The organism is Nesterenkonia haasae, from assembly GCF_010119385.1.
GTDB lineage: Bacteria > Actinomycetota > Actinomycetes > Actinomycetales > Micrococcaceae > Nesterenkonia > Nesterenkonia haasae.
The window spans coordinates 236,260-249,416 of the sequence record NZ_VFIE01000018.1 but is presented as its reverse complement, the minus strand read 5'-3'; the positions used below and the strand labels follow the sequence as shown (position 1 = coordinate 249,416).

Sequence of the window (13,157 nt, the reverse complement as noted above, 5' to 3'; positions counted from 1 at the left end):
GGTGCCTTCCTCGGTCTCACTCAATTGGAGTTCTCAGCTCGCGAATCATCTACCGCACCCGGTATGGCCAGCAGATCCAGTGCCTGCTGGCGCATTTGAATCTTCCGGACTTTTCCGGTGACCGTCGTTGGGAACTCATCAACTATGACCAGATATCGAGGGATCTTGTAGCTCGCCACCTCACCCCGGCAAAAGTCCACCACCTCCTGCGAGGTCAGCCTAGGAGCGCCCTGGCGCAACCTGACCCATGCCATGAGCTCTTCCCCGTACTTCACGTCTGGTACCCCAATGACCTGAGCATCAATGATGTCGGGATGGGTGTAGAGGAATTCCTCAACCTCTCTGGGGTAGATGTTCTCACCGCCGCGGATGACCATATCCTTGATACGGCCGGTGACTTTGACGTATCCCTGGGCGTCCATCCTGCCGAGGTCGCCGGTGTGCATCCAGTTGTCACTGTCAATGGCTTCGGCGGTCTTTTTGGCGTTCTCCCAATACTCCTTCATCACCAGATAGCCGCGGGTGCAGACCTCTCCATCGGTGTTTACCGGAAGTGTCTCTCCCGTGCTGGGATCTACTATCTTGACCTCCGCATGAGGGCCCACCCGTCCGACGGTGCCGACGCGCCGCTGGAGAGTATCTTCAGGGCGGGTCTGGAGGGAGACGGGGGAGGTCTCAGTCATGCCGTAGCAGATGGTCACCTCAGTCATGTTCATTTTGGCGATCACTTGGCGCATGATTTCTTCCGGGCACGGTGACCCGGCCATAATCCCCGTACGCAGGCTGGTGAGGTCAAAGTCGTCGAAATCCGCCAGGCCCAACTCGGAGATGAACATGGTGGGGACCCCATAGAGGCTAGTGCAGCGTTCCTCCTCCACTGTGCGAAGCGTGGCCGTGGGTTCAAAGGCAGGCGCGGGGATGACCATGGTCGAGCCGTGTGTGATGGCGGCCAGATTTCCCATCACCATGCCGAAGCAGTGGTAGAAGGGCACAGGGATGCAGATTCGGTCGGTTTCGGTGTAACCATTGATCTCCCCAACGAAAAAACCATTATTGAGGATATTGCGGTGGGTCAGCGCGGCACCTTTGGGGAAGCCGGTGGTGCCGGAGGTGTACTGGATGTTGATGGGATCCTCAGCGTCCAGCCCGGCGGAGATGTCGTCGAGAGTCTTCTCGTCGGCCTCGGCAAACAGCAGCCGGTCCCAGCTGGGGCTTCCCATGATGACTTTGAGCTTCAGGGCGCCCAGTTCCTGCTCGGCTGCTTCGAGCATGGCGGGATAGTTCTGGCTCCTGAACGGGTCCGAGGAGATGACTGAACGTATCCCGGCCTGCTCAATCACGTAGTTGAGTTCATGCTGACGGTAGGAGGGGTTGATGTTCACCAGGATCGCTCCGAGTTCTGCTGTGGCGAACTGTGTCAGCGTCCATTCCCACCTGTTGGGTCCCCAGATCCCGACCCGTTCGCCCTTCCGCACTCCCGAAGCGTGTAGGCCTGTGGCCAGGCGCCTGACATCATGGCGCAATTGGCTGTAAGTCCAACGTCGAGCGATGTGAGCATCCACCATCGCCTCGCGTTCACCAAACTGGTCAGCAGCCAGCTGCAAAGCTTGACTGATCGTCATTTCCAATAAGGGTGGTTCAGTGGGGCCAACGTCGTGTGAGAACTTCAAGCGAGCTTCATCAGCTGCTGGGGCAGTCGTGGGGACAGCGTCCACAGTGAGTCTCCTGCACGATTGGAATTCAGTTAACGGCGCCAAACTCAAACTAGCATGATGTGAGCTAACTCACAATGCGTGCGAATTCCTCGTCTAGGGCGTCGGATTGCTCTGCGGAAGGGGAGGCGGCTGCCCGCTGTCATGTACTGGGACGCGGCAGTCGATGGCAGCCTGAGCCATGGCGGCAAGAATAGGCGCACTCTCGGTCACCTCCTGGGAGTCAGGGAGCCGTTGGTAGGCGTGCTTCATCGAGTGCGCAGTGGAATTGATCAGCCCGAACACCCCGTGAATCCGTGTGCGTAACTCCACTGAACTTATTGCTGGGTGCAGCTTCCCGATTGCGGCACTCCAGATGTCGAGATACTGCCGCTGCATTCGCCGAACAGCATCCCTGTCGGCCTCCAGCAGCTGCGGCATCTCCCGTTCCTGTACGCGGATGATCTCCGGCGACGCTAGGGCGAAGTCGACGTGGAAGTCTATGAGTTGGGCAATCTGGTCGTGCACCTCGGCGGAACTGGCGCAGATTTGCTGACCACCCTCCAGGAGTTGTGCGCTTATTTCCACCAGTAGCCTGCCCAGCATGTCCTGTTTGCCCTTGAAGTGTCGGTAGATGGCCTGGCCGGAGACGCCCACCTCGTTGCCGATATCGTCCAGGGCTACCGAGGCATATCCGTATGTCCCAAAGAGCCTGCCCGCCGTCTCTAGCAGATCCCTGTAACGCTGTTCCTTCTCGGTTTGTCGCCGGGTCTTCGATTTGGCCCTGGCGTGGCCGCCCACTGTGCTGGACAAACGTGATCACCGCCACTATGTTGGATTTCAGTTATTCAACATTAACTCAAATGATTACTCCTGGCGAGCCTGATACGGAGGATACCTAGCGTGGAGCCACTCCTCAGCAAGGCTGATCCGCAGTCACCGGCGTTCGTGTCCAATGCGGAAACGAATCGCCGATTGGCCGCAGCGCTGAAGGACAACCTCCACCGCGCGTCGCTCGGCGGTCCGGAGAAGTCGCGGCAGCGGCATATCGATCGCGGGAGACTGCTCCCGCGGGAACGCGTCAACCGACTCCTGGACGAGGGAAGCCCCTTCCTCGAGGTCGGTGCTCTCGCAGCCAACGGGATGTACAACGATGACGCCCCCGGTGCAGGGATCATCACCGGAATCGGCTTGGTGCACGGACGTCAGGTGATGGTGGTCTGCAATGACTCCACGGTCAAGGGCGGGACCTACTTCCCCATGACAGTCAAGAAGCATCTGCGTGCCCAGGAAATCGCTGAAGAGAATCACCTGCCCTGTGTTTACCTTGTGGACTCCGGCGGAGCCTTCCTGCCGCTGCAGGACGAGGTTTTCCCAGATCGGGACCACTTCGGGCGCATCTTCTACAACCAGGCCAATCTTTCCGCGAAAAAGATACCGCAGATCGCCGCCGTGCTGGGCTCCTGCACCGCCGGTGGGGCCTATGTGCCGGCTATGAGCGATGAGTCCGTCATCGTGCGCAACCAAGGCACGATCTTCCTTGGCGGTCCGCCGTTGGTCAAGGCCGCCACCGGGGAAGTGGTCACCGCGGAGGAACTCGGCGGGGCGCGGGTTCACACCGCAGAATCAGGCGTCGCTGATCACTTGGCCGAGAACGACGATCATGCTCTGCAGATCATTCGTGACATTGTAGAGACCCTTCCTCGCCCCACTTTCGGGGCCTGGGCCATGAAGTCGCCACAGCCGCCACGCCATCGGGCTGAGGACCTCTATGGCGTCATCCCCAGCGATGTGAATCAGCCGATGGAGGTGCGTGAGGTGATCGCCCGGTTGGTGGACGATAGCGCTTTCCACGAATTCAAACGTGACTACGGCAGCACGCTGGTCACGGGATTCGCCCACATAGACGGTCACCCAGTTGGCGTCGTCGCCAATAACGGGATCCTGTTCTCTGAGTCTTCGCTGAAAGGGGCGCACTTTATCGAGCTCTGCGACCAGCGCGGCATCCCACTGCTTTTCTTGCAGAACATCTCCGGTTTCATGGTCGGCCGTGACTACGAAGCCGGAGGTATCGCTAAGAACGGGGCAAAGATGGTGACGGCGGTTGCCACTACCCGGGTCCCCAAGATCACCGTCATCATTGGCGGCTCCTTCGGCGCGGGCAACTACTCGATGTGTGGCCGCGCCTACTCCCCACGGTTTCTGTTCACCTGGCCAAATGCCCGAATTTCGGTCATGGGCGGCACTCAGGCCGCCTCGGTGCTGGCCACCGTCAAACGTGACCAGCACGAGTCAGCTGGTCACGAGTGGCCGACAGCGGAGGAAGAGGCGTTCAAAGCACCGATCCGCGAAAAGTACGAAGCCCAGGGGCAGCCCTACTACTCCACAGCAAGACTCTGGGATGACGGCGTTATTGACCCGGTGGACACCCGCAGAGTACTGGCCATGGCACTAGGGACTTGCGCTCGAGCACCTCTGCCCGAAACCGGCTTCGGCCTCTTCCGAATGTAGGGGGTAGACATGTTCAGCACTGTCCTCGTCGCTAACCGCGGGGAAATAGCCTGTCGGGTCATCAGCACGCTCCACAAACTGGGCATTACGGCGGTGTCCATCTACTCAGAGGCCGATGCAGAAGCCAAGCACGTTGCCCTGGCCGACCACGCCATATGCGTAGGTCCGGCTCCGGCAGCAGAGTCTTACCTCAGCATCGACGCCGTGATGGCCGCGGCTCATCAGGCGGGTGCGGAGGCTATCCATCCCGGTTACGGTTTTCTTGCAGAGAACGTGAAATTCGCCCGGGCCTGCACAGCAGCGGGCATCACGTTCATCGGTCCAAGGGAGCACGCTCTAGAGATCATGGGCGACAAGATCCGTTCCAAGAACCATGTCGCCGAGGCAGGGGTTCCGCTGGTGGACGGCATCAGCGAGCCCGGGCTTACCCACGAGCAGCTGATCGAGGCGGGATCACTGATGAACTTTCCCGTGCTGATCAAACCCTCCGCTGGTGGCGGCGGCAAGGGGATGCACGTGGTGGAGCGCCCAGCTGACCTCGCGCAGACCCTGACCACCGCCCGTCGCGTGGCCGCTGCCAGCTTTGGCGATGACACGCTCTTGATAGAGCAGCTGATCCGCTCCCCCCGGCACATTGAAGTGCAGGTTCTCGCCGATGGCTACGGGCATGTCATCCATTTGGGCGAAAGGGAGTGTTCCCTGCAGCGCCGACACCAGAAGGTCATCGAGGAGGCTCCATCAGCGCTCCTGGATGAGTCGACCCGACAACGCATTGGTCAGGCAGCCATCGATGCTGCCCGCAGCGTGGACTACCTCGGTGCAGGCACCGTGGAGTTCCTGGTCTCCGACGAGCAGCCAGACACATTTCACTTCATGGAGATGAACACTCGACTGCAGGTGGAGCACCCCGTCACAGAACAGGTCACAGGCATTGACATAGTCGAGCAGCAGATCCGCATAGCTGCTGGCGAGCCGCTGACTCTGAAACAGGAGGACGTCACCGTCACAGGGCACTCCATTGAGGCTCGCATCTACGCTGAGGACCCGGAGTCGGGCTTCATGCCCAGTACCGGCGAGATCCTCCGTCTGATTGAACCGGCCGGGGAAGGGATCCGTGTGGACTCCAGCATGCTCACTGGGCTCGCCGTCGGCACGGACTATGACCCGATGTTGGCCAAGATCATCGCAACTGGCGCTGACCGGGAGCAGGCTTTGGCCAGGCTGCACCACGCCCTGGGAAAAACGGTCATCCACGGACTTACAACCAATACATCCTTCCTCCAGCATTTGACGGCGGACCCCGACGTACGGGCCGGGCGCATAGACACCACCACCATTGAGCGCAAGCTGCCGGACCTGCAATTTCCCCTCCCAAACCAATATCACGCCATGGCCGCCGCACTGTTCGCCGCGCGGACCGATATTTCCGCTGTACCAGACGCGCATCCTGCTGGTCCCACCGGATGGAGGAGCGACGGGTGGAGGCACAGCGGCCCTCATTTTCCAGCATTCCAGGTCCGCTGGGAGCGGCCTGGCTACCCTGCTGAGCTGTTCGACGTCGTCATTGATGGTCAAGCGACACTGCGGCGCAGCAAGCTCGCTGACAGCTATCTGTTGCGCACCCCCCACACCGCCGTCGAGGTGCAGCTGAGTGCAGGGAACAATACGCGCCAGGGGAGCCCAGTGTGGGTGACTACGGAAGACTTCACTGCAATGCTGACCGTGCTGGACCACGAGGCGCGAACCCACCGGCAACTGGCCGAGATTGAGGCAGAGCTGGCAGAAGCCAAGCCAGAGGTCACTGCCCCGATGCCCGGAACCGTCGTTGCCGTCGGCCCAGATTCCGGATGTGAGGTCAGCGCCGGCCAGATGCTGGTGATCATAGAGGCCATGAAAATGGAGCACCGTCTCAACGCGCCCGCTGACGGCACCGCCCGCATCCACGTTGCTGTCGGAGACCAGGTGTCTCTGGGGCAGGTGCTGGCCGCAGTGGAACCAACAGCGACGACTACACCCTCGGAGAACCCCGACCACAGTAAGGACCAGTCATGACGCACCTGCTATCCGAAGAGCATCAGGCGCTCGCCGAATCTGTGCGAGATTTCGCTGAACAGGTCATAGCTCCCGTATCGGCGAAGCACGACGCCGAGCACAGCTTTCCCTATGATGTCGTTGCGCAGATGGGCGGTATGGGCCTGTTCGGGATTCCCTTTCCAGAAGAGTACGGGGGAGAAGGTGGAGACTACCTTGCCTTCTGTCTGGCGCTTGAGGAGATCGCGAAAGTCGACCAGTCGGTGGCCATCACTCTTGAAGCTGGAGTCGGGCTTGGAGCTATGCCGATCTTCAGATATGGCTCCGAGGATCAGAAGCAGAAGTGGCTGCCCGATCTCCTGAGCGGCAAAAGGTTGGCCGGATTTGGGCTCACCGAGTCGGATGCCGGATCGGATGCATCGGGCACGCGGACCTCCGGAAGGCTGGAGGGCGGGCACTGGGTGATTGACGGTACTAAAGAATTCATCACCAACTCTGGAACCGAGATCACCTCGCTGGTCACGGTCACTGCCGTGACAGGCACCTCTCAGGAAAGTGATGGCACGACAAAGAAGGAGATCTCCACCATCATCGTGCCTGCCGGGACTCCGGGGTTCACCGTCGGTTCCGGCTATGACAAGGTCGGCTGGAATGCCTCAGATACACACCCACTGTCCTTCACGGACTGCCGGGTCCCCGAGGACTATCTGCTGGGGCAGCGCGGGCGAGGATACGCCAACTTTCTCGGCATTCTGGACGAGGGCCGGATCGCTATCGCAGCTCTGGCAACTGGTGCAGCCCAAGGCTGCGTGGACCAGGCAGTTCGTTACGCCAATGAGCGTAAGACCTTCGGTTCGCCGATTAGCGCCTACCAGGGGATATCCTTCAAGATCGCCAGGATGCAGGCCCGAGCGCACACTGCGCGGCTTGCTTACTATGAGGCGGCCCACTTGATGGCGGCAGGAAAACCGTTCAAGACGGAAGCATCCATCGCCAAGCTTGTCGCAGGTGAAGCGGCCATGGACAACGCTCGTGACGCGACCCAGATTTTCGGTGGCTATGGGTTCATCAACGAGTACACAGTGGCTCGGCACTACAGAGACTCCAAGATTCTTGAGGTCGGCGAAGGTACCACTGAAGTGCAGCTGATGCTGATTGCCCGATCGTTGGGGCTCGTCTGAGATGGGTGTCGTCCAGCAAAGGGGCCTCTACTTCGACGAGATGGAGGTCGGCACAGTGTTCAAACATGCGCCGGGGCGCACCGTCACCGAGGCAGACAATGTTTTTTTCACCACTTTGACAATGAACACTCAGGCCCTCCATCTTGACGCTCACTGGTCTGCACAGCAGCCATTCGGCCAGCCGCTGGTGAACTCGATGTTCACACTGGCCACCCTGGTGGGGTCCTCGGTGGCGCAACTGACCCAGGGCACAATGGTGGCCAACTTGGGCTTCGAAACTGTGAACTTTCCGCACCCGCTCTACCCGGGTGACACGCTGTACTCAGCATCGGAAATTCTGAGCAAGCGCGCCTCCTCGTCCCGGCCCGGTCAGGGTATCGTCAGCATCAGACATACGGGCCGCAACCAGGAAGGGATCGTGGTGGCCGAGTGCACCCGCCAGGTGATGATGTGGATGAAGGAGCACCATGAACAGAAGTGATGACATTCCTTTCACTCTGGGACCAGCGCTGCTTTTCTGCCCTGCTGACCGGCCGGACCGCTTCGGCAAAGCCGCTGAACGTTCCGATGCCGTGATTTTGGACCTTGAAGACGCCGTGGCCCCTGAGGACAAAGCCAGGGCCCGCCAAAGTGTCGCGGAGTATCTGAGTGGAATCGACCCGGAGCTGGCGTCCCGGACCGTGGTGCGGATGAACCCTGTGGGAACATCGGATTTTGCAGCAGACGCAAGGGTGCTGGCCGACTTCCCGCCGGAGCATGTAATGCTCGCCAAGACTGAGAGCGCTGAGGACGTCCAAGCAGTACACAGCAGTTTCCCGAGCTCCCAGGTCATCGCGCTCTGTGAGACTGCGGCGGGAGGCGCGGCCGCCTACGAGATCGCTGACCATCCCGCCACCTCAGCCATCATGTGGGGAGCTGAGGATCTTATGGTTTCCATCGGGGGCACCTCCTCCCGTCATCCTGATGGCTCCTACCGCGATATCGCTCGCCACGTGCGCAGCACAATCCTCCTGGCAGCAGCGTCCCGCGGAAAAGCAGCCGTGGATTCGATCTACGCGGACATCAAAGACACTCACGGTCTCTCCGTGGAAGCTGCTGACGCCGTCGGCAGTGGGTTTGCCGCCAAAGCTTGTATCCATCCCAGTCAGGTCGCAGCGATCCGCGATGCCTTCCTGCCCACCGACGAAGAGGCAGAGTACGCCCAGGCCCTTCTGGAGGAAGCCAGGCACCACGGGGGCGCGTTCCAATTCCGTGGGGGAATGATTGATGCTCCGTTGCTTCGCCACGCCGAACGGATCGCTCAGCGGGCGGTCGGAGTTAGGAGTTGAAGCTCGCGGGAGCACCTGAATCCAGCGCCGCGTGAATCCGCCGTCTGTGCTGTGCGGTGAAAGGCTCGGGCAGCTCTTCGGCGGAGAACCAGCCGACGTGAGTCGATTCGTCGTCGGCCACATGTGCCGCACCGGAGACATACTCCATTTCGAAACAAATGTCAGTGAACCGGCACCGGTCTCCATTGGGGTAGACCACCAATCCATGGTCGGAGACACTCGCCACGCGAACTGGGCGGGCGACGATCCCGGCTTCCTCCTTGACTTCGCGAATCGCTGCGGAGGCTGGCCCTTCCCCGGGCTCCATAATTCCTGAAGTGACTCCCCAATGTCCGTTATCAGCACGTTTGACCAGGAGTACTTCCGGGACGGGCAACTGCACTGAGTCACTGCCCATGCGTCGAATCACCACAGCTGTGACCGCAGGCAGTAGGAGTTCTTTGTGCCCAATATCCTTGCGCAGATCTTTGATGTACTCCGGAGTTGGCATGAAATCCACCCTACCGTCGCAGTAGGGTATGACACGTGAAACTTCTCGTAACCGGCGGTGCCGGCTATATCGGTGCCGTTGTAGCCCAGCAACTGCTTCGCGACGGTCACACCGTTGAAATCCTGGACAATCTCACCACCGGTCATGGAGATCTGGGCCTTCCCGGAGCAGTCTGGCATGAGGGAGACATCAGCGACGCCAGCGAGGTGTTGGATCCCAGCTTTGACGGAGTGGTGCACCTCGCTGCCAAGTCCCTGGTGGGCGAGTCCGTTGCACACCCAGAGCGATATTGGCACGGAAATATCGTGGCCTCACTGCGGCTGATTGACGCTATGCGAGCCGCGGGTGTGCCACGAATGGTGTTTTCATCCACCGCTGCCGTATACGGCGAGCCCGGAGTGGACAAGATCACCGAGGATGTCCCCCCACGGCCCACCAACCCCTATGGTGCTTCGAAACTGGCCATCGACCATATGCTCACCGCAGAGGCTCATGCCCATGGACTCGCCGCAGTGAGTCTTCGCTACTTCAACGTGGCTGGCGCGGCTGGGGCGCTGCGAGAGCGCCACGACCCGGAGACACATCTGATCCCCAATCTGCTTCGCGTAGCACTCGGAGAGGTACCGCAGGCCAATATATTCGGCACCGACTATCCCACGAGGGACGGCACCGCCATCCGCGACTACATACATGTGGTGGATCTTGCCGACGCCCACGTTCGAGCCGTGCGGTCAGCCACGGCCGGCAAGCATGCAGTGTACAACTTGGGTACGGGCACGGGGACCTCAGTGCGGGAGATCATCGATGCAGTCCGAGTTGTCACCGGTCGTGACGTGCCGGCCGCAGAGTCTCCGCGCCGTGCCGGTGACCCGGCAGTGCTCGTCGCCTCAGGGGATCGTGCGGCAGAAGAACTCGGATGGCGCCCGAAACGGGACATCCGAGAGATGGTTGCCGATGCGTGGACAGCCCTTCAGCAATTCAGCTGAGGACTAAAGCAGCAGCGGCACCCAGGATGAGGAACGGGCCGAAGGCAATTCGGGACGACGACGTCGCCCGTCTGGTCATGAGCAACCAGATCGAGACTAGTCCGCCCAGCAGGAATGACAGGGCAACCCCGGTTGCCACCACCTCCCAGCCCAGGAAGCCGGTATAAAGACCAAGCACCACGGCGAGTTTTACATCACCCATACCGATGGAGGGTGGGTGGATCATCCGCACGCCGAAAAACAGCATTCCCCACAATGCGCCAGCTGCCAGGGCCCGGCCCAACCCTGTGATGTCGCCGAGCAGGAATGTCACCAGCACAAGAAGTCCGGCGGTAAAACCCGCCCAGGGGTACACGATGCGGTTGGGCAGGCGGTGCTGCTGAACATCTATGAACGCCAGTGCTGTCCCACACACCCCGAAGACGACGCCGCCGAAGAGCAGCAGAAGGCCTGCCACCACCGGCGCCGCGGCCCCGGAGGAAAGCAGTTCACCGATGTACGACATCACCGGTCTAGAGGTCTCCTATCTGTGAGACCACATCGGCTCTGCCTTCTTCAAGTCGATACGTCACCCCGACTACTGCGGTGCGTCCCTCTCCGACAGCGGCATGGAGCACTCGTGAGTGGTCGACCATCCGAAGAGCAGTCTGCTTGACGTGTTCCTCCACCGCGTCGTTAACAGTGGGCGTGCCAGTCTTCTGCGCACTGAGCACCGAGGGAAAAATCCGTTCGACCAGTACGCGCACATAACCAGCGGGTAGGGACCCCGTCTCGGCAGCGTTCAAAGCTGCTGACACTGCTCCGCACGAATCGTGCCCCAACACCACAATCAGGGGTACGTTGAGGACATCAACACTGAATTCCAGCGAGCCCATGACCGCGTCGTCAATGACTTGACCCGCAGTCCGCACCACGAAGACATCGCCGAGACCCACATCGAAGATGATCTCGGCGGCCAGCCGCGAATCCGAGCAGCCGAAAATGGCGGCAACGGGATGCTGAGACTCGGTCAGTGAGGAGCGCCGGGCTGCGTTTTGGTTGGGGTGGCGGACATCTCCGTTGACGAACCGGGCGTTGCCCTGCCGCAGTAGCTCCCAAGCCTCAGCAGGGGTGGGCTGTTTCACTGCCTGCTCAGTCATTACCCTCCTCGGCGTCATCGTTCTGGGGAACGTCCCGGCCGATCGAATCAATGATCGCGTCCAAACCTGCCTGGAACTCGGCCTCCTGCGCATCTGTGCTGATCACGACTGTGGTGCCATCAATTGAGTTCTCCTCAGCCTCCAGCACATAGTAGCGCCGGTCTCCCTCCTCGCGGGTCTCCAAGGTAAGCCCTTCCGCAGTGATCGAGCCGGTCGCCGGTGCCATGTTCGTCTCCGCGTTCACCCACGCTGGGTTGGCGTGGTCGGTCTGGGCGAAGCCGAGGAAATTGACGTTCGCAGTGGTGTACCCGACCTCCCAGACCTCGACACCCTGCTCGGCTCGGGTCTCCCACCGGGCATAGTTGGCCGTCCAGCCATCTGGTACATCAGCTGCTATTGGAGAGTAGTCCGTGACATCGGCCGCCCAGGCGGCAGCCTCATGAACGTCCTCATCGCGGCTGTATGTCACATCCGGCTCAGGGTTCATGAACCAGAAAACTGCCAAGATCCCGGAGAGCACGACCATGGTGATGATCATGCCCATCATCGGTGTGCGCAGGCGCTGAGCCTGTGAGGGGGTGATCTGTACGGGGCGCTCATCATTCACACTCCCCATTCTCTCATTAGCGAGACGAGAGCCACCCGATATGCTGGTCTTCAGCCAGACATGGACGTCGGGCGCATTCTGAGATCCGGAAGGTGGACCACAGTGACCCCAAACACTGAAGCCCAGCAGGACGATGACTACTCTCACCTGAACCCACGACTTGCTGTGGGGGACGATGAACCGGACCGCAACCTTGCTCTGGAGTTGGTGCGAGTCACTGAGGCCGCTGCCATCGCCGGCGGCGCCTGGGTCGGCAAAGGTGACAAGAACGGTGCCGATGGGGCAGCTGTAGACGCCATGCGGTCCCTATTGGACACCGTCAACCTCAACGGGGTGGTTGTCATCGGTGAGGGGGAGAAGGACGAAGCTCCCATGCTGTTCAACGGCGAACATGTGGGCAACGGCAGTGGCCCTGAGGCAGACGTGGCAGTAGATCCCATTGACGGAACCCGACTCACCGCCCTGGGCTATGACAATGCCCTGGCCGTATTGGCTGTAGCGGAGCGGGGCTCTATGCTCGATCCCTCCGCTGTGTTCTACATGGACAAGTTGGTCACCGGGCCCGAGGCTGCTGACATGGTCGATCTTCGACTGCCCGTGAAGCAAAATCTGCATTTGATCGCGAAAGCCACCGGCAAGAGCGTCGACCAGCTCAACGTCTGCGTTCTTGACCGACCCCGGCACTCCAAGCTTGTTGAGCAGATCCGTGACGCTGGGGCCCGGACCCGTTTCATCATGGACGGTGACGTAGCCGGCGGAATCGCCGCGGCTCGTCCCGGCACCGGCGTTGACGTCCTGATGGGAACTGGCGGCACGCCTGAAGGCATCGTTACTGCCTGCGCCATCCGAGCCGTGGGTGGAGTCATCCAAGGCAGGCTCGCGCCCAAAGACGACGAGGAGAAACAACGGGCCCTCGACGCTGGTCACGATGTAGAACAGGTTCTCACCACCAATGACTTGGTGAGGTCGGACAACTGCTACTTCGCGGCCACTGGTATCACCGACGGGGACCTGCTGCGCGGAGTCCGCTACGAGGGTGACCGAGTGACGACCCAGTCGATTGTTATGCGCGCTAGGTCCGGCACTGTGCGAATCGTTGAAGCCGAGCACCGCCGCCGTAAGTGGCAGTCCTACACCCGCTAGCTAGCAATAACCAAGGTCGCGAAGCCGAGTCTGGGATCCGACCAAAGGGA

The 13,157-nt window shown here is 60.7% G+C and carries 13 protein-coding genes; 7 read left to right on the top strand and 6 right to left on the bottom strand.

All coding sequences use genetic code 11. From position 1 onward, the window contains the following. Positions 1 to 20 precede the first annotated feature (20 nt). Together FH975_RS04495 and FH975_RS04490 are read right to left on the bottom strand one after the other, a co-directional pair. On the bottom strand, positions 21 to 1,622 hold the full coding sequence (locus FH975_RS04495; protein WP_162320611.1) for an AMP-binding protein: 1,602 nt from the start codon (positions 1,620 to 1,622) through the stop codon (positions 21 to 23). A gap of 186 nt (positions 1,623 to 1,808) precedes the next feature. Next, positions 1,809 to 2,504, bottom strand: coding sequence for a TetR/AcrR family transcriptional regulator (locus FH975_RS04490; RefSeq protein ID WP_162320263.1), 696 nt, complete (start codon positions 2,502 to 2,504; stop codon positions 1,809 to 1,811). A gap of 135 nt (positions 2,505 to 2,639) precedes the next feature. Here FH975_RS04490 and FH975_RS04485 point away from each other — a divergent pair, with 135 nt between their 5' ends. From FH975_RS04485 to FH975_RS04465, 5 genes are read left to right on the top strand one after another with little or no spacing between them, the layout of a single operon-like run. Then, a complete protein-coding gene (locus FH975_RS04485; protein WP_407938615.1) occupies positions 2,640 to 4,202 on the top strand; it encodes a carboxyl transferase domain-containing protein in 1,563 nt (520 codons plus the stop codon). A gap of 9 nt (positions 4,203 to 4,211) precedes the next feature. Further along, on the top strand, positions 4,212 to 6,254 hold the full coding sequence (locus tag FH975_RS04480; RefSeq protein ID WP_162320261.1) for an acetyl/propionyl/methylcrotonyl-CoA carboxylase subunit alpha: 2,043 nt from the start codon (positions 4,212 to 4,214) through the stop codon (positions 6,252 to 6,254). Further along, positions 6,251 to 7,414, top strand: a complete 1,164-nt coding sequence (locus FH975_RS04475) for an acyl-CoA dehydrogenase family protein (protein WP_162320260.1) — start codon at positions 6,251 to 6,253, stop codon at positions 7,412 to 7,414. The genes FH975_RS04480 and FH975_RS04475 overlap by 4 nt, the downstream gene beginning before the upstream one ends. Before the next feature lies 1 nt (position 7,415). Then, positions 7,416 to 7,895 carry a MaoC family dehydratase gene (locus FH975_RS04470; protein ID WP_162320259.1) on the top strand — a complete coding sequence of 160 codons (480 nt, stop codon included), beginning with the start codon at positions 7,416 to 7,418 and terminating at the stop codon, positions 7,893 to 7,895. Then, positions 7,882 to 8,742 (top strand): HpcH/HpaI aldolase/citrate lyase family protein, encoded by an 861-nt coding sequence (locus tag FH975_RS04465; protein ID WP_162320258.1) that lies wholly within the window; start codon positions 7,882 to 7,884, stop codon positions 8,740 to 8,742. Before FH975_RS04470 ends, FH975_RS04465 begins: the two co-directional genes overlap by 14 nt. On the opposite strand, the gene FH975_RS04460 is transcribed toward FH975_RS04465, so the two are convergent. Further along, positions 8,732 to 9,232: an NUDIX hydrolase gene (locus FH975_RS04460; protein WP_162320257.1), complete on the bottom strand. Its 501-nt coding sequence runs from the start codon at positions 9,230 to 9,232 to the stop codon at positions 8,732 to 8,734. The two genes, FH975_RS04465 and FH975_RS04460, sit on opposite strands and share 11 nt — an antisense overlap. A 35-nt stretch (positions 9,233 to 9,267) precedes the next feature. Between FH975_RS04460 and galE the strand changes: the two genes are divergently transcribed. Next, entirely contained in the window at positions 9,268 to 10,218 is a 951-nt protein-coding gene (galE, locus tag FH975_RS04455; RefSeq protein ID WP_162320256.1) for a UDP-glucose 4-epimerase GalE, read from the top strand. Here galE and FH975_RS04450 read toward each other — a convergent pair. The 3 genes from FH975_RS04450 to FH975_RS04440 are packed head-to-tail and all read right to left on the bottom strand — an operon-like array spanning position 10,211 to position 11,964. After that, complete coding sequence (locus FH975_RS04450; protein ID WP_235928509.1) at positions 10,211 to 10,723, bottom strand: prepilin peptidase; 513 nt, start codon at positions 10,721 to 10,723, stop codon at positions 10,211 to 10,213. The genes galE and FH975_RS04450 overlap by 8 nt on opposite strands. A 7-nt stretch (positions 10,724 to 10,730) precedes the next feature. Beyond that, positions 10,731 to 11,357, bottom strand: a complete 627-nt coding sequence (locus FH975_RS04445; protein ID WP_162320254.1) for a carbonic anhydrase — start codon at positions 11,355 to 11,357, stop codon at positions 10,731 to 10,733. Next, positions 11,350 to 11,964, bottom strand: a complete 615-nt coding sequence (locus tag FH975_RS04440) for a DUF4245 domain-containing protein (protein ID WP_162320253.1) — start codon at positions 11,962 to 11,964, stop codon at positions 11,350 to 11,352. The genes FH975_RS04445 and FH975_RS04440 overlap by 8 nt, the downstream gene beginning before the upstream one ends. Before the next feature lie 102 nt (positions 11,965 to 12,066). Between FH975_RS04440 and glpX the strand changes: the two genes are divergently transcribed. Then, positions 12,067 to 13,107 (top strand): class II fructose-bisphosphatase, encoded by a 1,041-nt coding sequence (gene glpX, locus FH975_RS04435; RefSeq protein ID WP_328821777.1) that lies wholly within the window; start codon positions 12,067 to 12,069, stop codon positions 13,105 to 13,107. The last annotated feature ends 50 nt before the right edge of the window (positions 13,108 to 13,157 follow it).